Origin of the sequence: Paucibacter sp. PLA-PC-4 (assembly GCF_026241155.1) — a bacterium.
In the GTDB taxonomy this organism is placed as follows: Bacteria; Pseudomonadota; Gammaproteobacteria; order Burkholderiales; family Burkholderiaceae_C; genus Roseateles_E.
The window spans coordinates 20,629-39,256 of sequence record NZ_JAPFGP010000005.1 but is presented as its reverse complement, the minus strand read 5'-3'; the positions used below and the strand labels follow the sequence as shown (position 1 = coordinate 39,256).

The following is an 18,628-nucleotide window of genomic DNA, read 5'->3' as shown; positions in this document are numbered from 1 at the left end:
TGGGCCTCTTGTCTCAGGAGCCCTGGCGCTGCTTGGCCAGGGCTTCGGTATCGATGTCCACGTAGCGCCAGAAGTCACGCACGAAGACATTGCGGTCGAAGCCGATCACCCAGGGCTGGGCCAGATCTGTGAACAGGCGGTGCACATGCATCTTGTAGGGCATGTAGGCGATCATCAGCTTGGCGGCCTCCTGCATCACGGCCTGACGCTCGGGACCGTCGGGCAGCATCTTTTGTTTCTGATACAGCGCGTTATAGGCCGGCAGATCGAAGCGCGACTTGTTGGCCGAGCCTTTGGCGCGACCGTCGCCCAGTGCCAGGAAAGTGTCGCCATCCGGCGCGGTGGCGACCCAGCTGACCGACCACATCTGTAGCTTGGCCGCATTGGCGCTCTTCAGGTTCTCGGGCCATTTAGCGGTCTTGAAATCGATGCGCAGCTTCAGCGCATCCATGTTCTTCTGCCATTGCTCGATCAGCTGGCGACTCTGGCTGTCGGGCTGGGTGGCGAGCTCCAGCACCAGCGGCTTGCCGTCCGGCAGATCGCGCCAGCCATCGCCGTCGCGGTCCACATAGCCGTACAAGTCCAGCAGTGCCTTGGCCCTGGGCAGGCTGAATTCGCTCATTTCGGACTTGAAGCCCGGCTGGTAGCCGAAGGTGCCGGGGCCGAAGGGGCTCTGGGCCGGCATGGCCTGGCCACGGCGTGCCAGCAGGATCTCCTTGTCCAGATCGACAGCCAGGCTGATAGCGCGGCGCAGCGCCACCTTCTCGGGCGTGTAGCCACCCACCACCGCGTCCTCCATATTGAAGTAGGTGAAGGCGATCTCGGGGTAGGGGAAGCGCACCGCGCGCATGCCGCGCTTGGCCAGATTGGGGGCCAGCTTGCCGTTGGGTGTGGCGATGCTGACGTACTCCGACGGCACCTCCTCCAGCACATCGGCCTCGCCGTTCATGAAGGACAGCCAGCGCGGCTGGTTCTCTTCGATGATGGCGATCTCGACCCGCTCGGTCAGCGGCAGGCGCCTGCCCTGCAGCTTGGCGGCCTGGGCCTTGAGCACCGGGTCCGCATCGGCCGGCGGCTGCTCGTCATAGAGCTCCTCGCGATAGTTCGGATTCTTGCCGAGCACGATGCGAGAGCTACGGCGCCATTCGGCCAGCCGGTAGGGGCCGGTGCCTACCGGGTGTTCCATGATCTTGTCGCCATAGAACTCGACCACTTCGCGCGCCACCGCGCCGAGGAAGGCCGAGTCGGCGAATTGGTTGATGAAGCGCGGATCTCCCACGCCCAGCTTCACGCGGAAGCTGTAACGGTCGAGCAGCTGCAGGCCCTCGACCTCTCGGTCGTAGTCGAAGGGCTTCTTGGCCGCCATCAGCTCCTTGCGCAGCTCCGACAGCCCGAGGATCTGTACGTTCTCCAGCAGATAGAGATTGCGGCTGTTGAGCTTGGGGTCGTAGTGACGTTTGATCGAATAGATGTAGTCGGCCGCCGTCAGCTCGCGCTTCTTGCCCTTGAAGGCCGGATCGTCGGAAAAGAAGATGCCCGGCTTGATCCGGAAGGTCAGGGTCTTGAAGTCGGGCGAGACCTCGGGCATGGCTGCCGCGGTCGAGGGCCGCAGCTGGTACGGCCGAGCCAGAAAGGCAAAGTCCAGCGGCGCCTCGAAGATGCCGGCGGCGACAGCCTTGGAGTAGCGATCGCTGATTTGAGCCGGGTCGAACCCGGTCTCTGCCACGCGGAAGGAGTAGCGGATCACCTTGGTCTCACCGGCCGCAGGGCCGGTCTGGGCCGGGCTGGCCAGGGAAACACAGGAGAACACGGCGGCGAGGGCCAGTCGTGTGAAGCCAGAACGCATCACGATCACAATCCTTGCAATGACAACGCGCCGCAGGCCTTGTGGGTGCGGCGCGTCAATGGCCCAAGCCGCCACCGGTTCCGGCGCGCTGGGCGAGGTGCGGAGTCTAGGGCCGTTGCCCCCGACAGGCCGCGCATTTTGGCCCAGAAAGGCCGCAAACCCCGTTGAATACGGGGGTTTCCTAGGGCAAACCCGGATCCGACAAGGGCAAATGCCGGTGATTCCGGACGCCGTCTCCATTAGACTCGCGCCTGCTTTCAATATGGAGACCCCCCTCACCACAAGTGAGCGGGGTTTCGCTTTTGTCTACTCAAGACGCTTGGCATGGAGATCCGACAGCGATGGCGGCATACCTGATAAGGCGCTTGTGGCAAATGATTCCCACCTTGCTGGGCGTCGTGCTGCTGGTGTTCTTCCTCTTCAAATACTTCGGTGGAGACCCTGCCGAAATCCTCGGCGGCCTGAACGCCAGCCCCGAACAGATCGACGCCATTCGCGAACAGCTGGGCCTGAACAAGCCGGTCTGGGAGCAGCTGTGGATCTTCATCCAGCAGATCGTCACCTTTGACTGGGGCCGCAGCTGGGCCACCAACGAGTCGGTGGCCAGCCTGTTCACCACCCGCATGCCGGCGACGCTGACGGTGATGGTGCCCATCCTGGTGCTAGAGGTGCTGCTGGCGATTCCATTCGCGATGGCGGTGGCCTATGTGCGCGGCAGCCTGACCGATCGCACGGTGATGATCGTGACGACGGTGGCGGTGTCGATCTCGCTGCTTGTCTATGTGATCGTGTTCCAGTATGTGTTCGCCTTCCGCCTAGGCTGGTTCCCGGTGCAGGGCTGGACCGACAGCTTCTGGACCAATCTGACCACCTATGCACCGCTGCCCATCATCGTGGTGGTGGCGGTGGCGCTGGCGCCATACACGCGGCTGTACCGCACCTTCTTCCTGGACGAGATCGGCCATGACTATGTGCGCACCGCGCGCGCCAAGGGCATGACCGAGAAGACCATCTTGCTCAAGCATGTCTTGCGTAACGCAATGATCCCGATCCTGACGAACATCGCGGTGGCGTTGCCGGGTGTGTTCACCGGCGCCTTCCTGATCGAAGTGTTCTTCTCGATCCCGGGCCTGGGTCGCGAGATCTTGCTGGCGGTCAACCGCAGCGACTACCCGGTCATCCAGGCGTTTGCGATCTATATCGCATTCCTGACCATGGTGATCAATCTTGTTACCGACCTGCTCTACAAGCTGGTCGACCCACGGGTGGTGCTGAAATGAGCGCGGTTCTGTCGAATACTGCAGCGACCAAGGCCGGTGCCCAGCGCTCCGAAGGCGTCTGGGCCGCCTCCTGGCGTCGCATGCGTGCTGACAAGGTCGGCATGGTCTGCATGGCCATCGTGGCTGTGTTCTTGGTGCTGGTGGCCCTGTCGGGCGCCGGCGTGATCGCCTCGGGCTGGCAGAAGGAAGTGGGCGTGCCCAACGCGCCGCCGACCTTCCTAGGCCCGCGCCCGGCCGAGGCCACCGGCGCCATCGCGCAGCCCAAGGGCCCGAATGTCGATCTCAGCGACATTGATCCGCTGGCGCCGCGCTATGCCGAATGGGAAGAGCGCGCCAAGCAGTTCAAGACGGTGGACACGGTCAAGGCCGAGACCCTGACCTTCGGCGCCGACCGGCTGGGCCGCGATGTGCTGACCAAGGCCATCAAGGGGGCCGAAGTCTCCATCATGGTGGGCGTGCTGGCCGCCGTACTGGCGACGCTGATCGGCACCGTGCTGGGCGCGCTGTCGGGCTTCTTCGGCGGCAAGATCGGCGACTTCCTGGAGTGGCTGTACAACGTATTCACCGCCATCCCCGGCATCCTCTTGATCTTCGCGTTCGCGGTGATCTTCGGGCGCGGCGTGATGTCGGTGGCGCTGATCCTGGGTCTGGCGGGCTGGCCCGGCATCTACCGGCTGATCCGTGCCGAGTTCATGAAACATTCGGTGCGCGAGTATGTGCGCTCGGCTGAAGCCATCGGCGCCAGCAAGATGAGCCGCATGTTCAAGCACATCCTGCCCAACGTCTCGCACGTTGCGCTGGTGCAGCTTTCGCTGCATGTGGTGAGCTTCATCAAGAGCGAGGTCATCCTGTCCTATCTGGGCCTGGGTGTCGGCGTGGACCAGGTCTCCTGGGGCACCATGCTGGCCGAGAGCCAGAGCGAGCTGATCCTGGGCTACTGGTGGCAGTTGGTCGGCGTGACGGTGGTGATGGCCGTCTTCGTGACCGCGTTTGCGCTGTTCACCGACGCCTTGCGCGATGCGCTGGATCCGAAATTGAGAGGCCTGGAGTAAAGCCATGCTGCTGAGTATTCAAGACCTGAAGGTCGCCTTCCGCATGGGCAAGCAAGGCGGCCAGATGCAGCGCGCGCTGGCTGTCAAGGGCGTCAGCTTCGATGTGCCGGAGAACTCGACCGTGGCCCTGGTGGGCGAGTCCGGCTCGGGCAAGAGCGTCACTGCGATGTCCATCCTGAACCTGCTGCCGGACAACGCCGAGCGCGAAGGAAAGATCGAATTCCAGGGGCGCGACCTGCTGGGCTGCACCCTGCCCCAGCTGCAAGCCATCCGCGGCAAGGAAATCGCCTGCGTGTTCCAGGACCCGATGACCTCGCTGAACCCGGTGTTCACCGTGGCCGAGCAGATCATGGAGCCGCTGATCAAGCACATGGGCATGAGCCGCCGACAGGCCCTGGTGCGCGCCGAGGAACTGCTCAACGAGGTCGGCATCCCCGAACCCAAGCGCCGCCTGAAGGCCTATCCGCACGAGATGTCGGGCGGTCAGCAGCAGCGCGTGATGATTGCAGTCGCGCTGGCTTGCTCGCCGAAGCTGCTGATCGCCGACGAGCCGACCACGGCGCTGGACGTGACCATCCAGCGCCAGGTGATGGAGCTGATGGCCAAGCTCAAGGACACGCACAAGATGAGCATGTTGTTCATCTCGCATGACCTAGGCGTGGTGGGTGAGATTTCCGACCATGTGGTGGTGATGCGCCATGGCCAGATCCGCGAGAAAGCCCCGGTAGCAGAGATCTTCAAGAACCCGCAGGACGGCTACACCAAGGCCTTGCTGGCCTGCCGACCCAGTTTGACCGAGAACCCGGCGCGGCTGATGGTGATCGACGATCACATCGCCGGTCGCCAAGCTCAAGGCCTAGGCAAGGCCAAGGATCCGAACGCGCCGGTGATCCTGGAGGCGCGCGGCCTGAAGAAGAGCTTCTTCTTCAAGGACGGGCTGTTCGGCAAGAAGGAGTTCAAGGCCGTCAAGGAAGTGAACTTCCAGCTGCGCAAGGGCTATACCCTGGGCGTGGTCGGCGAGTCGGGCTCGGGCAAGACCACCATGGGCCTGACCCTGCTGCGTCTGCACGAGCCTAGCGGCGGCGAGGTCCTGTTCGAGGGCAAGGACCTGCTGAAGATGAGCGGCAACGACTGGCAGAAGATGCGCCGCCGCATTCAGGTCGTGTTCCAGAACCCCTACGCCTCGCTGAACCCGCGGTTCACGATCGGCCAGACCCTGCTGGAGCCGATGGAGATCCACGGCATCGGCACAAGTACGGCCGACCGCCAGGCTCGCGCCAGCGCGCTGCTGCAGAAGGTGGGCCTGGATGATTCGGCGCTGAACAAGTACCCGCACGAGTTCTCCGGCGGCCAGCGCCAGCGCATTGCGATCGCGCGGTGCCTGACGCTGAACCCCGAAGTGTTGGTGCTGGACGAAGCCGTCTCGGCGCTTGATGTCTCGGTGCAGGCGCAGGTGCTGAACCTGCTGAAGGACCTGCAGGACGAGTTCGGCCTGAGCTACATCTTCATCAGCCACGACCTCGCGGTCGTCAAGTTCATCTCCGACGAGGTGCTGGTGATGCAAAACGGCGATGTGGTCGAGCAAAGCGAGACCCAGGCCCTGCTGGCCGCCCCGAAGCAGGAGTACACCCGCCGCCTGCTCGGCGCGGTGCCGCGCGGCTATCAGGAGACGGCGGCTGCGGCTGCTTGACACGGAGGCACGCTGCACCTCGGCCCTAAAGGCGACTACTGCGTAGTCGCCTTTCTTTTGTGATGCTTGGCATAAAATGCGATACATGCCGGCCAAGCCGACCCCCTTGCCGGAAGCCGAGGTTCGACAGCTCGCCGAGTTGGGCGAGCGGCTGCGCCTGGCGCGCCTGCGCCGTGGCCAGACGGCCGCCGCAGTGGCGGCGCGGGCCGGTATCACCCGCGTCACGCTGACACGCCTGGAGCGCGGCGAAGCGGGGGTGACCGTAGGCACACTGATCAAGGTCATGGGCGTGCTGGGGCTGGCGGACGATTTTGAGTGTCTGGCCCGGGACACCGGACATGCCCTGGCAACCGAGCGCCTGGCGCCACGCCGCGTGCCGCCCGGTATCCGCCTGGCCCACTACCCACAGCTGCAGAGCGTGGCCTGGCATGTGGCCGAAGGCCCGGCGGCGGTGCTGACGCCGGCCGAGGCCTTCACGCTGTACGAACGCAACTGGCGCCATATCGAGCCGGCCAAGATGTTGCCCCGCGAACTGGCCCTCTTGGAACGCCTGACGGCCACGGTTGGCAAAGGAGTGCTGCTTGTTTGAGCGTGTTCATCACCAGCGCATTGCCCGTCTGCTCGTCGGCCTGGACGCCGAGTTACTGGTCCGTCAGCGCTGTCTCTTCGGTGGTGGTACGGCCATTGCCTTGTCCCGCGGCGAGTACCGGGAATCCGTCGATGTGAACTTCATCTGCTCATCGGTGGACGGCTACCGCGAGCTGCGCAGCCTGGTGCATAGCAGCGGCATCGCCGGTTTGCTGACTCAATCGTTCAAGCTCGTCCGCGAGCCGCGCATCGACCAGTACGGCATCCGGGCTGCCTTCGAGGTGGACGGCGTGGCCATCAAGTTCGAGATCGTCTTCGAGGGGCGCATCGTGCCCGATCCCCCCAGTGCCGACGAGCGCATCTGCGGAGTCTGTACCCTGGCTGCCGCCGATGGCATTGCCACCAAGCTGATGGCCAATGCCGACCGCTGGGCCGATGATGCCGTGATGAGCCGTGACCTGATCGACCTTGCCATGCTGGCCGACGCCCGGGCCTGCCTGCCGCTGGCGGGCGTCGCCAAGGCCGAACATGCCTACGGGCCCACCATTCGCGATTGCTTCGCCAAAGCGCGGGCCCATTTGCTTGAGCGCCCCGGGCGGCTCAGAAAATGCATGGACGGCCTGGGCATGAGCCTGCCCGAAGCGCGGCTGCGCAGCCGCATCGGCAAGCTGCGACTGGCGCTCTAGCGCCGGCCGCAGCAGCCTGCCCCTTCGGTTCTGCAGTTCGTCGGCCCTGCGTTTGGCGCTCGCACCGGTTCTCCTACAGTGCGGGTCAGATTCAACCTGTATCGAGGAGTCACCGATGAACCGCTTCCCCACCTTCGCCCTGGCCCTGGTCGCCGCTCTCATGTCCACCGCCTGCGTGCTGGCGCCCGGTTCGTCGCGCAGCAGCGATCCGACCGATGTGGCCCGCATGGGCGAGCAGGCCGTCAAGACCTGCGGCGAAGGCCAGGTGAAGGAGGTCAACACGCGCAGCTTCAGCTGCAAGTGAGCGGGGGGCGTTAGCGCCGCAGCAGGGCCCAGATCGCCGGCAGCACCAGCCAGAAGCCTGATGCCGGCATCAGCAGCAGACTCAGCAGGGTCAGGGCCAGCAGGCCCCAGCCGAGCCGGCGCAGCGCCCGGGTCTGGCCGTCGCGTTCCAGCGTCGTCACGGCCATGGCCAGCAGGGCCAGCACCACGCCGAACAGCGTGAACCAGGTCGCCGCGCCGCGCAGCGGATCGGCGCCGACGCTGTCCAGCAATCCGCCCCGCGCCATCTGCAGCAGCACCGGTGCGAACGCCGCGCCCGCAAACACCGTGTGCAGGGCGGCCACGCCCATCAGCCAATGGCCGACCCATGCGCGTGGGCGGGGTGCCGAGAGCGTCGTCGTGTTCATCATCAAATCCAGTCTTGGTGGGTGTTGACCTGGGCCCGCAGCCGGCTCAGCAGATGCACAAGGCCCAGCAGGCTGCGGTCGAAGAAGGGTTGCTCGGCGGGCATGTGCTTGAGGTAGCGCATCGCCAGGCGATGTTGGGCGGCCGGCATGCGGGGCATTGGCGGGTGCTGGCCGAAGTCGTAGCGCGGCGTGCGCCAAGGCAGCAGCAGCCAGTCCAGCAGCGGCGCCAGCGCGGGCAGCAGCTGGCTGCGGAACTCGGCCAGCCCCAGCTCCGTCGCGACCAGGCCCAGGGCCCGATAGGCGGCCAGCAGGCCGGCATCGTCGCCGCGCAGCCGGGCGCGCCAGGTCTGGCGCAGGCTCTCGGCAAAGTCGGGGGTCAGCGTTCGCGTGCAGCCGAAATCCAGCAGTCCTAGCCGGCCGTCCGGCATGAACAGGTAGTTGCCCGGCTGCGGGTCGGCCTGCAGGCGCCGCAGCTCGAAGGCGCCGGCCATGAACAGGTCCAGCAAGATCTGACCCTGGCGGTCGCGCTCGGCCTGGTTCGGGCCGCCGGCCAGCCAGTCGGACAGATGCAGGCCGTCGAGCCGCTCCATCGTCAGCACCCGCGCGCTGCTGAGCGCGGGCAGCGCTCGCGGCAGCACAAAGTCCTGCTCGGGCAGGCGAGCGGCAAACCAGGCCAGTTGCTGCGCCTCCAGTCGGTAGTCCAATTCCTGGAGCAGGGCCTGCTCGATCTGGGCCAGCGTGCGCGCCAGCAGCTCGGGGTCGGGCAGTCCGCCCAAGCCGCCGAGCAGCGCGCGCAGCAGCAGCATATCGCTGCGCACCGTCGCGGCCATGCCCGGGTACTGCATCTTGACGGCCAGGCGGCGACCGTCGGCAGCCAGCGCGCCGTGCACCTGGCCCAGGCTTGCGGCGGCAAAGGCCGCCGGCTCGAAGGCGGCGAACAGCGTCTCCGGCCCCTGGCCGAACTCCTCGCGCAGCAGCTTGCGGATCACGGCGCGGTTCAGCGGCGTGGCGCGGTACTGGGCCTGGGCCAGCTGCTCGCGCACGCCTTCGGGGAGCGAGCCGGCCTCCATGCTGAGCAGCTGCGCGGCCTTCAGGCCCACGCCTTTGAGCTGGTTCAGTGCGCCGAACAGGATGCGCCCGAGCCGGGCCTCCTGTTCGCTTTGGGCCTGTGGGCCGGCCAGGCCCAGGCCCAGAGCCGCCTTGTGGCCCAGCTGGCTGAGCCCGGCCCGGGCCAGTGCGGCGCCAGCCACCGCGCCGCGCGCGAGCCGCCCGGTCGGTGGCGCGGCGCTCACAGCCGGCTCCAGGCCTGCGCCAGGCCCAGCGCATGGACGCCACCGTAGCCGGCGCAGATCAGCGTGCTCCAGATCCAGAATGGTTGGCGCAGCTCGGGCTGCAGCAGCATGGCCGGCCAGGGCGCCAGACCGCGCAGCAGATAGACGGCGGTGATACCCAGCAGCACCCAGCGCAGCCCCGGCAGGCCGCGCAGCGCGGCGCTCCAGCCGCCGGCGCCCAGCGCATAGGCGGCGGCCACCAGCAGTACAAAAGCGATGCCCAGCGTCAAGAGCGCCGGCCACCAATGACCGGCCTGGGCCAGCTTGGCCATGCCCTCGCCGGCACCGAAGCAGCGATACCAGGGGGCGCCGCCGACAATGATGGCCAGATGCAGCGCGGCGGCCATCGCGCTGAGGCTGGCGCCGAGCAGCAGGGCGGGGTTGGCGGCGCCGCTCATCGTGCCGCTCCGGCCACACCGCGCCGCGCCAGCTTGAGCAGGTCCAGCAGGCCGCCGCCGTCCTGCAGCAGGCGCATCAGCTGGCTGCGCAGCACAAAGCCGCCCAGCTCCATCAGTTTGCCGATCACGCCGCTGGCCAGGCTCAGCACCAGCAGCGACAGGCTCAGCTCCAGCAGCTGCGTGGTGTTGCCGAAGTCCTCGCTGTCGTCCTTGAGCCAGTAGCTGATCACGCCATAGGCATAGTCGGCCATCAGCGCGGACAGGCCGGTCCTGAGCAGGGGGCCGCAGGGAGCGATCTCGCTGCGGGCCAGGGCCTCGTCCAGCAGCTCCAGCAGGGCCTGCTGCAGCAACTCGCGGCCTGGCAGCCCGCCGCCCAGCATCAGCAGCGGGGCCCGCTCGACCAGCTCGCGGGCCAGGGCCACGAATTCGCGGTCGGGCAGCAGGCGCTCCAGCAGGCTGTCCATCAGCAGCTGAAGCCGCTCCTGCAGGCTCCATTCGGCCTGGTCGGGCGTGGCGCGCCACTGGGCCAGTGCATCCTCGAAGGCCTGCTCGAAATAGGCCAGCACCAGCTTTTCTTTGCTGGGGAAGTATTTGTAGATGGTCGCATCGCCGACCCCGGCGGCCCGGGCGATCTGCTTCATCGTCGTGGTATCGAAGCCCTGCTGGGTCATCAGGTCCACCGCCGTTTGCAAGATCAGGCGCTTGTTGCTGGCTTGCTGGGTCTTGGAAATGCGCATTTGTATATTTACTTTCTTTTAATCATTATTATTTTTAATTTATTGGATAGCAAGACTTCTTTTAACGGTAGATGAAGGCCAGGTCGATATCGCCCTTCTTGGGGCTTGCGCCCGCGCCTTGCTGACGGATACTTCCCGCCCATGAAACCGCGCCTTGTGATCCTGCTTCTCGGCTTAGCCCTGCTGGGCACGCTGTGGCTGGGCTCGGCCGGTTTTGACGCCGAGCCCATGGCTCAGTCCGAGTCCCACGGCCCCAGCGGACTGCCGGCTCTGGCCCGCATCATGCTGGGCAACGCATCCTGAGCGGCGTCCGAACGTCCCCTCTTTGAGCTTTGCAGCCGGCCCGGCCCCGGGCAACAATGGCCCGACACAGGCGCCGGCCGGACCCGCTCCGGGGACCAGGCTCTCGCCACAGGGAGCGACGCAATGGACAGCTTGCGCAACAAGCGCTTGGAGCAGGCCCTGCATGCGGCCGAGGCCAATTTCCATTACCTGGCCGAGAACCTGCCCGGCGTGGTGTTTCAGTACGCGCTCTGGCCCGACGGCCAGGACGCGGTCTACGAAATGAGCCCGCGCTGCCTGGAGTTGCTGGAGCTGGAGCCGCAACTGCTGGAGCGCGATGTGGGCCTGCTGTGGCGTCTGGTCGAACCGGCCGATTTGCCCCGCCTGCGCGAGTCGATCTGGCGCTCGGCCCGGGAGCTCTCGCCGTGGCATGCCGAGTTCCGCGTCACCACGCCGTCGGGCAGGCGCCGCTGGCTGCAGGGTGCCGGCCGGCCGCAGCGCCGCCTGGACGGGACAGTGCTGTGGCATGCGCTGCTGCTTGATGTCAGCGCGGCGCGCCAGGCTGAGCAGGCGCTGGCCGGCAGCGAGAGCCGTTTTCGCGCCTTGCTGGAAGGGGTCGAGAAGATCTCGGTGCAGGGCTATAACGCCGAGCGCCGGGTGATCTTCTGGAATGCCGCCAGCGAGCAGCTCTATGGCTACAGTCGCGAGGAAGCATTGGGCCGGCCGCTGGAGGAGCTCATCATCCCGGCGCCGATGCGGCCGCTGGTGATCGAAGCCACGCGGCAGTGGCTGGCGGCCGGCGTGGTTTCGACGCCGGCCGAGGAGCTGGTGCTGCAGCACAAGAACGGCAGCCCGGTCCATGTGTTCTCAAGCCACACGATGCAGCGCAACAGCCGCGGCGAAGCAGAGCTCTACTGCGTCGATATCGACCTTAGCGAGCGGGTGCGGGCCGAGGCGCGCCGCAGCGAGCTCGAAGCCCAGCTGCGCGAGGCCCAGAAGCTCGAGGCCATGGGTACGCTCGCCGGCGGCATCGCACACGACTTCAACAACATCCTCGGCGCCATCCTCGGCAATGTGGCACTGGCGCTGGAACAGCTGCCCGCCGAGCATCCGGCCACTGCCCATCTGGGCCTGATACGCATCGGCGGCCAGCGGGCGCGAAGCCTGGTGCAGCAGATCCTGGCCTTCAGCCGGCGCCAGCCGCAGGAGCTGTGCGTTGTGCAGCTGCAGGCCCTGGTACAGGAAAGCCTGGCCTTGCTGCGCACCGCGCTGCCGCCCGGCGTGCAACTGGTGCTGAGCCTGGCAGACCAGCCCCTGCATGTGCGCGCCGACGCCACGCAGATCCAGCAAGTGCTGATCAATCTGTGCACCAATGCATGGCACTCGCTGGACGGCGGGGTCGGTCGGGTCGAGGTGGGGTTGAGTGCGGAGCACCATGCCGGCAGCCCGGCGCGCGCCCATCTTTGGGTGCGTGACGAGGGCAGCGGCATCGACGCCGCCACGCGCAGCCGCCTGTTCGAGCCCTTCTTCACGACCAAGCCGCAGGGCCAGGGAACCGGTCTCGGCTTGGCGGTGGCACATGGCATCGTGCTGGCCCATCAGGGAGAAATCCAGGTCGACAGCCAGCCCGGCGTCGGCAGCTGCTTCCACCTCTATCTGCCGCTGCTGCAAGGCGGGGAGCTGCCGGCCGAGCCCATGCCGGAGCCGGACGTGACTGCGGTCGGGCTAGGGAAGCACATCGTCTATGTCGACGACGACGAGGTCATGCGCCTGACAGTGCAAGGCCTGCTGCAACGCCAGGGCTGGCGCGTCAGTCTGTGTGCCGAGCCGGACCAGGCTCTGAGCATGGCCCAGGCCGGCGGCGTTGACCTGCTGGTGAGCGACTACAGCATGCCGGCCTGCACCGGCCTTGAGCTGGCGCGCCGCCTTGCCCTGATCGCGCCGACCTTGCCGGTGCTGATCAGCTCGGGTCATGTCACCGAGGCCCTGCTGGCCGAGGCGCTCAGCCTCGGAGTGCACGGTCTGATCCACAAGGAGCAGACTTTGGAGGAGCTGGCGCCGCTGGTGAGGCAGGTGCTTGGGGGCGGCGCCGTCTCCTGAGGCCCGCTGACACATCCGTCGGCGCCTGCGACGCCCCATCCGGCGCGGCTTGCAGTTCATCACAAGGTGCTGGAGAGCGTCGCGATCGGCTCCGATACTGACTCCATCGACACAGCAAACCGCTTGGTCGACACCGAGTTAAACCCAAGGAGCCCATCATGCAAGTCCGTCTGATCCAAGTTGCCGCCGCCCTCGTTCTCGCCGCTGTCGGTAGCGCCCAGGCCGCCCCGCAAAAGATTGAGCAGCTGCCGCGCGTCGTCATCACCGGCAAGTCGGCCCAAGCCAGCCAGCAGATCGTGCAACTGCCGCGCGTGGTCATCGAAGGCCGCAGCCTGGCCTCCCAGCCCGCCGTGCAGCTGGCCGCCGCCAAGCCGGCGCGCCGCATCTGATGCGTGCGGTTCTCTGAACGGAGCAGAGCCACGGCCGCATCGTGCGTGCTGCGGTGACTCTGCTCCGCTGCGCTTGTCCCTTATGCTGCCGGGCATCGATGAGGCTCGCGGCGGGAGGCGGCGTGACGATCAAAGTTGTCGGAGTCGTGGGCCTGGCCTTGCTGCTGGGTGCCTGTGGCGGCGGCGGCGGAGCCGCCGATCCTGCACCGCCGCCCGTCGTGCCGCCCGTGAGTGCCAGCTGCGAACCCGGTTCGGTGGCGCGGCTGGCCCGGGAAGTGACGATACAGGCCGGCCGCGCGACCGAGCTGGCTTTGCTGGCCTGTGGCGGTTCGGCCCTGGCCGAGCCGCGCTGGCAGCAGACGGCGGGGCCAGGTCTTGCGCTGCTGTCGGCGCGCTCGCCGGCGCTCAGCATCGAACCGACCTTGCCCGGCAGCTACCGCCTCACTTTGAGTTTCAGGGACGCCCGCGCCGCAAGCCATACGGCCGAGCTGGCTCTCGAAGTGGCGCCGGCCGCCGCCGGGCCGAGCCTGAGCGTGCGCGGCGAGCCCTCGGTCTGGGGTGGCGGCAGCCTGTCTCTGCGGGCCTGGGCGCCGGGCCTGAGCAGCAGTGAGTTGGCTGGCGCGCAGTGGTACTGGGAGCAGCTGGACGGCCCGGCCGCGACGCTGGAGCGCCGCGACTCAGCGCGGCTGGTATTCAAGGCGCCGGCGGTCAGCGTCGACAGCCTGCTGCGCTTGCGCGCCCAGCTGAACCTGGCCGATGGCCGCAGCGCCAGCGATGAATTCACCCTGCTGGTCCAGCCGCCACCGCAGCCAGCCGCCAACCCGCTGTTTGACGGCGACAACCCCGCCAGCCGCGTCTATCCTTGGCTGTCCGACGGCCCCCATGCCCGCGCTCTGAGCGACTGCATTTACCACCCCGGCCTGAGCAGCAGTCCTAACAATCTCTGCACACTGGCCCGTCTGCCGCTGCTGGGCCAGCAGACGGCCGGCGCCGTGCCGACGGTGGAGCAGGTGATGCAGCGGCTGCTGGTCTCGAATGACTGGATGGCCGAGGTTTTTGAGCGCTTCTTGCGCGAGGAAGATCCGCATGGCGACTTCCGCCGCATGCTCAATGCGAGCACGGCGGTGGTGATCGGTGCGCGCGTGCGACCGGCCTTCTACTGGGGCGCTACCGGCGCCATCTATCTGGATGGGGCATACCTCTGGATGACGCCCGAGCAGCTCGACACCCTCAGCGAGAGCCCCGATCCGCGCAGCGCCTACGGTGCCGCGCTGGCCTACAGCACGCCCTGGCGCTATGTGCTGGACAACCGGCATGCCATTCCCGCCTATCCGGTGGCCGAGCGACCCACGCGCACGCTGGCGGCGCTGCGCTACGAGTTGGCCCGCCTGCTTTATCACGAGCTGGCCCATGCGGCGGACTTTGTGCCGCCGCGGGTGCAGATCGGCCTGGGCGGGGCACTGCGGGTCTATGAGGCCAGTCCGGCGCTGACGGCTTCGCAGGATCTGCACCAGCGCTACCCCTTCTTCTCGCAGGAGATGCGAGCGCTGGGCCAGGTGTTGTTCTTCGGCACCGAGGCCAGCGCGCAGCAGAAGGCCTACCGGCCTGAGGACATCGTGCATTTCTTCAGCCAGGACCGCGTCAGCGATGACTACAGCTACTCGGTGCCGGCCGGCCAGAGCGTGCCGCGCGAGGATGCCGCGATGCTGGTGGAAGAGGCCATGATGCAGCTGCGCTACGGCGTGCTGCGCGATACCGCCATCGCACCCCAGTTGGCGGCCGATGCGGGCAGCAGCGCCGATCTACCCGTGGTCTGGGGCCAGCGCGGCCGCATCGGCGAGGCCGCACTGCGACCGCGTGTGCGCCTGGTGCTGGCCGATCTGCTGCCCTGGCTGGAGGCCGATGCAGCGGATCGGCTGGCCAGTCCCTTGTTGCTGAAACCGGGGCTGACTTGGGGCGAGAACCTGGACCAGGCTGCCATCGCCGCCGGCCGCCCGGCGGCGCTGAACGGCGCACAGCGCCTGGCCGAGCAGGCGCAGGGCGCGCGCCAGGCCCGCGAGCGCGAGTCGCGTGTCCGGGCGCAGGCGCTGCACAAGCGCTTGGATCTGCAGCGCTGATCACGGGTCTGGCCGCTCTGCCCCCACTCATCGCCACTGCCCGCACTTCATGCGGCGCCTGCCGCTGCCCATCGCCAAGCGCTGGCGGCGCGCAGCCGTCCTGGCGACACTGAAAGCCTCCACCCAAGCCTCCCATGCCCCGCAGGAGCCCGCAATGCACAGCAGCGCCAAGACCTTTCTGACTGCCCTCTTCGCCGTTGCTGGTGCGGCCACGATGGCCCTGGTGCTGGCCGAGCAGAGCGCGCCGCAGAACCTGCACACCGTGGCGCAGCCGGCCGCAGCGCAGTCAGCGGCGTCGGCCGTGCGCCTCAGCCAGCTCGATTGCACGGACCTGTCGAGCTGCTGATCGTTTCGTCCTGTCGCTCCCAGGGTCGGTTCAGACAGCGTTTTTGCCAGCTTGTCGCGTCGGCCTCGCGCGCCGAGCGGACGACGCCGACACTGCATTCACCGGCCCGCATCAGGCCGGTGTATCAAGGAGTTCAGCATGATGTTCGAGCACAGCCTCACCGAGAAGTCCGTCGCCAGCCTGGTAGCCCTCAGTGTCACGACCGCGCTGCTGGCGCTGATCGACGTCGGCACCACGGCCGAGCAGCCGCTGATGCGGCTGGAGCGGGTGCTGATCGTCGGCAAGAGTTCGGCGCAGCAGCCGTCGCAGCAGCTGGCGCAGTTGGCCTGCGCCGAGACGGCGCAGTGCTGAGGCGCCCGCTCATTTCATCGCATAGTTCAGATTGATGTAGAGATAACGCCCGCGCGGGTCGGTGTAGCTGGGGTCGTAGCCCGACAGGAAGTGGTAGGCCTGATTGGAAAAGGGCGGGCTCTTGTCGAACAGGTTCTGCACCCCGACCCGCAGGCTCAGCGCCGGGCTCGCGCGCCAGGCCAGCGAGCTGTCCCACAGCGAGTAGGCCTTGACACGGTTGGCCGCGACGATGCTGCCGTCGTCGATATTGATGGCCGAGTTTTGGTCCTGATAGGACGAGTAGAAGGTATTGCCCAGCGTCAGCGCGAAGGGCCCGCGCTCCCAGTCCAGGCTCAGGCGGTGGCGCCAGCGCTGCACCGCGCCCTCGGTGACGAAGCGGCCCAGATTGCTGATGTAGGGGTCGCCCGGCGCCGTCTGCAGCTTGGAGTCCAGCATCAGCGTGCCGCTCAGGCGCGCGCCGAACTGGCCCCAGGCGGTCTTCACGCCATGCAGATCCAGCACCAGATCCAGCCCGCTGGCCTTCTGTGCGCCGCGGTTGTCCTTGCGCAGCTCGATGTAGTCGATGTCGCCGTCCTCGTCGCGGTGCACCAGCTCGCCATACTTTGCCAGATTGCCCAGGATCACATCGTCGCCGATCTCGCTGATCAGCTTGCTTCGCTTGATGGTCCACCAGTCGGCACTGAGCGTCCAGTGGTGGTCGGCCTCGAACACCAGTCCCAGCGAGGCCTGGCGGCTGCGCTCGGGCTTGAGGTTCGGGTTGCTGTAGCGGCGGGTGTCCCAGTTGTCGGCGCAGACCGAGAGGTCGTTGTCGTTGGCGGCGCAGGACAGCGGATCGGGCAGGGTCGCGGTGCTGCTGTAGACCGTGGGACGGTAGAGGTCGTTCATCGACGGCGCCCGGAAGCCCGCGCCCAGCGAGCCGCGCAGCAGCAGGGCCTTGCTCGGCGTGTAGCGCAGGCCCAGCTTGGGGCTGCTGGCGCCGCCTATGCCCTGGTAGTGGTCGTGGCGCAGTGCCAGTTGGGCCTCCCATTGCGGCGCAAAAGGCGCCAGCAGCTCGGCGTAGACGGCCCTGACCTTGCGTGAATCGGTGGTCGGGCCGCCGCCCTCGGGCGCGAAGTCGTTGTTGATGTTGTCGCTCAGCAGCAGGGCCGAGGGGCGGAACTGGCTTTTCTCGCGCCGCAGCTCACCGCCCAGGGCCAGCATCAGCTCGCCGCCGGCCAGCCGGCTCAGCGCGCGCGAGGCCTTCAGGTCCAGCGCGTCCATCGTGCCGCGCGCAAAGCGCACCTCGTCATCGACCTGGATGCTGTCGATCAGCGCCTTGCCGGCGGCGCTGGACGGGCCGAAGGGGTTGATGAGGCCGCTGTTGATGCCGGCCATCAATTCGTCGTAGAGCACATAGCCGTGGGTGTCGCGGTCGCGCACGGTGTTGACGCTGTGATTCAGCGCTAGCTCGTAGTCCCAGCCGGCCAGCGTGCCGGACAGGCCGGTGACGAAGCGCCGGCCTTCGCTGGTGAGCTGGCTGCTGCGGCGGCCGGCCTCGTCCAAGCGCATCTGCAGCTGGAGCTCGCCGGGATACTCCTCATCGATCGTCTCCAGCGCGGTACCGGCCAGCTCGGGCACCAGCCGGTAGTCCATATAGCCGGTCACGCGCGCCGACGAGCCGACATACCAGGTGCGGGCGCGCGTCAGCGCCAGCTCGGCGAAGAGCTGGTGCGCCGGCGTCAGCTGCAGCACGCCGCGGCCCAGGAAGCCTAGCTTCTCGGACTTGGGGTAGAGCTCGGTGTCGCGCATGTAGTCATAGGTGCAGGCATCCTCGCCACCGGTGCCGGCCGGCAGATAGAGGTTGGCCGGCGGCGCGCAGTCGGGCGCCGAGAGATTGATCGTGCGGTTGACGATGGGCTTGCCCTTGATCGTGAAGCCGCGGTCCTGCAGATGGTTGCGCTGCGCGCTGCTGAGCCGGATATTGGCCGGGCTGGTAAAGCCCGACAGCAGATGGCCCAGGCGCTCGGGCACCTTCAGCCCGGCGATGAACTCGCGCTGCGAGGTGCTGAGGCGCTCGGTGCGCTGGGCATCGAGCACGCCGAAGACATTGAAGCCGTCGCGCACGATATCGCCGATGCCCGCCGCGACGCTGGCGGTGCGCTTGCCGGCGCCGCCTTCCCGGGTCTTTCCGAGCTGGCTGTTCAGCTCCAGGCCCTGGAAGTCTTTGCGGGTGATGAAGTTGATGACGCCGGCGATCGCGTCGGCGCCGTAAATCGCCGAGGCCCCGTCCAGCAGCACCTCGACCCGCTCGATCGCGGCGGCCGGGATGTTGTTCAGGTCGACCCCGGCATCATCGCCCGGCGAGGCGAAATTGGCCATGCGCCGGCCGTTCAGCAGCACCAGCGTGGACGAGGTGCCGAGACCCCGCAGATTGGCCGAGTTGAACCCCTTCTGGTCATAGCCGCCGACGTTGATGCTGGCGCCGTCGCTCAGCCCGCCCGAACTGGCCGACAGCTGGGCCAGCAGCTCGGAGGCCGTGGTGACGCCAGCCTTGGCGATGTCTTCGCGAGTGATGGTCTGCACCGGCAGCGCACCATCGGCCGCCGGCCGCTTGATCGCCGAGCCGGTGATCTCTACCCGCTCCAGATTATCCGCCGCCGAGGCCAGCTGGCTGGCCAGTAGCAAGGCAGCGACGGTGCTCAGGCGCCGGGTCGGCGGGCAATGGGGCATGGCGGTGGCTCCGGGGTTGTTGGCTGGTGCAAGCACA

General features: G+C 67.3%; 18 protein-coding genes. 12 read left to right on the top strand and 6 right to left on the bottom strand.

Going from position 1 to position 18,628, the window contains the following annotated elements:
• Nucleotides 1-13: 13 nt before the first annotated feature.
• The gene (locus OOZ63_RS09275; RefSeq protein ID WP_266005155.1) at nt 14-1,846 is read right to left on the bottom strand and encodes an ABC transporter substrate-binding protein; all 1,833 of its coding nucleotides are present in this window, start codon (nt 1,844-1,846) and stop codon (nt 14-16) included.
• Between the two features lie 341 nt (nt 1,847-2,187).
• Between OOZ63_RS09275 and OOZ63_RS09270 the strand changes: the two genes are divergently transcribed.
• From OOZ63_RS09270 to OOZ63_RS09245, 6 genes are all read left to right on the top strand, one after another.
• On the top strand, nt 2,188-3,126 hold the full coding sequence (locus OOZ63_RS09270; RefSeq protein WP_137942516.1) for an ABC transporter permease: 939 nt from the start codon (nt 2,188-2,190) through the stop codon (nt 3,124-3,126).
• A complete protein-coding gene (locus OOZ63_RS09265) occupies nt 3,123-4,178 on the top strand; it encodes an ABC transporter permease (RefSeq protein WP_266005154.1) in 1,056 nt (351 codons plus the stop codon). Before OOZ63_RS09270 ends, OOZ63_RS09265 begins: the two co-directional genes overlap by 4 nt.
• Before the next feature lie 4 nt (nt 4,179-4,182).
• The gene (locus OOZ63_RS09260) at nt 4,183-5,868 is read left to right on the top strand and encodes an ABC transporter ATP-binding protein (RefSeq protein ID WP_266005153.1); all 1,686 of its coding nucleotides are present in this window, start codon (nt 4,183-4,185) and stop codon (nt 5,866-5,868) included.
• A gap of 85 nt (nt 5,869-5,953) precedes the next feature.
• Nucleotides 5,954-6,457 (top strand): helix-turn-helix domain-containing protein, encoded by a 504-nt coding sequence (locus OOZ63_RS09255; protein ID WP_266005152.1) that lies wholly within the window; start codon nt 5,954-5,956, stop codon nt 6,455-6,457.
• Complete coding sequence (locus OOZ63_RS09250; RefSeq protein WP_266005151.1) at nt 6,450-7,142, top strand: nucleotidyl transferase AbiEii/AbiGii toxin family protein; 693 nt, start codon at nt 6,450-6,452, stop codon at nt 7,140-7,142. Before OOZ63_RS09255 ends, OOZ63_RS09250 begins: the two co-directional genes overlap by 8 nt.
• A 115-nt stretch (nt 7,143-7,257) precedes the next feature.
• Entirely contained in the window at nt 7,258-7,446 is a 189-nt protein-coding gene (locus OOZ63_RS09245; protein ID WP_266005150.1) for a hypothetical protein, read from the top strand.
• Nucleotides 7,447-7,456: 10 nt separating this feature from the next.
• On the opposite strand, the gene OOZ63_RS09240 is transcribed toward OOZ63_RS09245, so the two are convergent.
• From OOZ63_RS09240 to OOZ63_RS09225, 4 genes are read right to left on the bottom strand one after another with little or no spacing between them, the layout of a single operon-like run.
• On the bottom strand, nt 7,457-7,831 hold the full coding sequence (locus OOZ63_RS09240) for a DUF6463 family protein (RefSeq protein ID WP_266005149.1): 375 nt from the start codon (nt 7,829-7,831) through the stop codon (nt 7,457-7,459).
• 2 nt (nt 7,832-7,833) lie between these two features.
• Nucleotides 7,834-9,123, bottom strand: coding sequence for an ABC1 kinase family protein (locus OOZ63_RS09235; protein ID WP_266005148.1), 1,290 nt, complete (start codon nt 9,121-9,123; stop codon nt 7,834-7,836).
• Nucleotides 9,120-9,560 (bottom strand): hypothetical protein, encoded by a 441-nt coding sequence (locus OOZ63_RS09230; protein ID WP_266005147.1) that lies wholly within the window; start codon nt 9,558-9,560, stop codon nt 9,120-9,122. The genes OOZ63_RS09235 and OOZ63_RS09230 overlap by 4 nt, the downstream gene beginning before the upstream one ends.
• Entirely contained in the window at nt 9,557-10,297 is a 741-nt protein-coding gene (locus OOZ63_RS09225) for a TetR/AcrR family transcriptional regulator (protein ID WP_266005146.1), read from the bottom strand. The genes OOZ63_RS09230 and OOZ63_RS09225 overlap by 4 nt, the downstream gene beginning before the upstream one ends.
• 141 nt (nt 10,298-10,438) lie before the next feature.
• Between OOZ63_RS09225 and OOZ63_RS09220 the strand changes: the two genes are divergently transcribed.
• From OOZ63_RS09220 to OOZ63_RS09195, 6 genes are all read left to right on the top strand, one after another.
• The gene (locus tag OOZ63_RS09220) at nt 10,439-10,600 is read left to right on the top strand and encodes a hypothetical protein (RefSeq protein WP_266005145.1); all 162 of its coding nucleotides are present in this window, start codon (nt 10,439-10,441) and stop codon (nt 10,598-10,600) included.
• Nucleotides 10,601-10,723: 123 nt separating this feature from the next.
• Nucleotides 10,724-12,679, top strand: coding sequence for a PAS domain-containing sensor histidine kinase (locus tag OOZ63_RS09215; protein WP_266005144.1), 1,956 nt, complete (start codon nt 10,724-10,726; stop codon nt 12,677-12,679).
• A gap of 158 nt (nt 12,680-12,837) precedes the next feature.
• The gene (locus OOZ63_RS09210; protein ID WP_266005143.1) at nt 12,838-13,068 is read left to right on the top strand and encodes a hypothetical protein; all 231 of its coding nucleotides are present in this window, start codon (nt 12,838-12,840) and stop codon (nt 13,066-13,068) included.
• Between the two features lie 122 nt (nt 13,069-13,190).
• Nucleotides 13,191-15,185 (top strand): hypothetical protein, encoded by a 1,995-nt coding sequence (locus tag OOZ63_RS09205; RefSeq protein WP_266005142.1) that lies wholly within the window; start codon nt 13,191-13,193, stop codon nt 15,183-15,185.
• 49 nt (nt 15,186-15,234) lie between these two features.
• Nucleotides 15,235-15,531, top strand: coding sequence for a hypothetical protein (locus tag OOZ63_RS09200; RefSeq protein WP_266005141.1), 297 nt, complete (start codon nt 15,235-15,237; stop codon nt 15,529-15,531).
• 138 nt (nt 15,532-15,669) lie between these two features.
• Entirely contained in the window at nt 15,670-15,882 is a 213-nt protein-coding gene (locus OOZ63_RS09195; RefSeq protein WP_266005140.1) for a hypothetical protein, read from the top strand.
• A gap of 9 nt (nt 15,883-15,891) precedes the next feature.
• Here the strand turns inward: OOZ63_RS09195 and OOZ63_RS09190 are convergent, their stop codons facing one another.
• A complete protein-coding gene (locus tag OOZ63_RS09190) occupies nt 15,892-18,591 on the bottom strand; it encodes a TonB-dependent receptor (protein WP_266005139.1) in 2,700 nt (899 codons plus the stop codon).
• Nucleotides 18,592-18,628 lie beyond the last annotated feature (37 nt).

Bases quoted from the DNA above. Each gene is read 5' to 3' on its own strand.
- OOZ63_RS09255 (WP_266005152.1), top strand. From the start codon at position 5,954: ATGCCGGCCAAGCCGACCCCCTTGCCGGAAGCCGAGGTTCGACAGCTC.
- OOZ63_RS09240 (WP_266005149.1), bottom strand. From the start codon at position 7,831: ATGAACACGACGACGCTCTCGGCACCCCGCCCACGCGCATGGGTCGGC.
- OOZ63_RS09275 (WP_266005155.1), bottom strand. From the start codon at position 1,846: ATGCGTTCTGGCTTCACACGACTGGCCCTCGCCGCCGTGTTCTCCTGT.
- OOZ63_RS09245 (WP_266005150.1), top strand. From the start codon at position 7,258: ATGAACCGCTTCCCCACCTTCGCCCTGGCCCTGGTCGCCGCTCTCATG.
- OOZ63_RS09270 (WP_137942516.1), top strand. From the start codon at position 2,188: ATGGCGGCATACCTGATAAGGCGCTTGTGGCAAATGATTCCCACCTTG.
- OOZ63_RS09260 (WP_266005153.1), top strand. From the start codon at position 4,183: ATGCTGCTGAGTATTCAAGACCTGAAGGTCGCCTTCCGCATGGGCAAG.
- OOZ63_RS09225 (WP_266005146.1), bottom strand. From the start codon at position 10,297: ATGCGCATTTCCAAGACCCAGCAAGCCAGCAACAAGCGCCTGATCTTG.
- OOZ63_RS09265 (WP_266005154.1), top strand. From the start codon at position 3,123: ATGAGCGCGGTTCTGTCGAATACTGCAGCGACCAAGGCCGGTGCCCAG.
- OOZ63_RS09210 (WP_266005143.1), top strand. From the start codon at position 12,838: ATGCAAGTCCGTCTGATCCAAGTTGCCGCCGCCCTCGTTCTCGCCGCT.
- OOZ63_RS09215 (WP_266005144.1), top strand. From the start codon at position 10,724: ATGGACAGCTTGCGCAACAAGCGCTTGGAGCAGGCCCTGCATGCGGCC.
- OOZ63_RS09230 (WP_266005147.1), bottom strand. From the start codon at position 9,560: ATGAGCGGCGCCGCCAACCCCGCCCTGCTGCTCGGCGCCAGCCTCAGC.
- OOZ63_RS09195 (WP_266005140.1), top strand. From the start codon at position 15,670: ATGATGTTCGAGCACAGCCTCACCGAGAAGTCCGTCGCCAGCCTGGTA.
- OOZ63_RS09190 (WP_266005139.1), bottom strand. From the start codon at position 18,591: ATGCCCCATTGCCCGCCGACCCGGCGCCTGAGCACCGTCGCTGCCTTG.
- OOZ63_RS09200 (WP_266005141.1), top strand. From the start codon at position 15,235: ATGCGGCGCCTGCCGCTGCCCATCGCCAAGCGCTGGCGGCGCGCAGCC.
- OOZ63_RS09220 (WP_266005145.1), top strand. From the start codon at position 10,439: ATGAAACCGCGCCTTGTGATCCTGCTTCTCGGCTTAGCCCTGCTGGGC.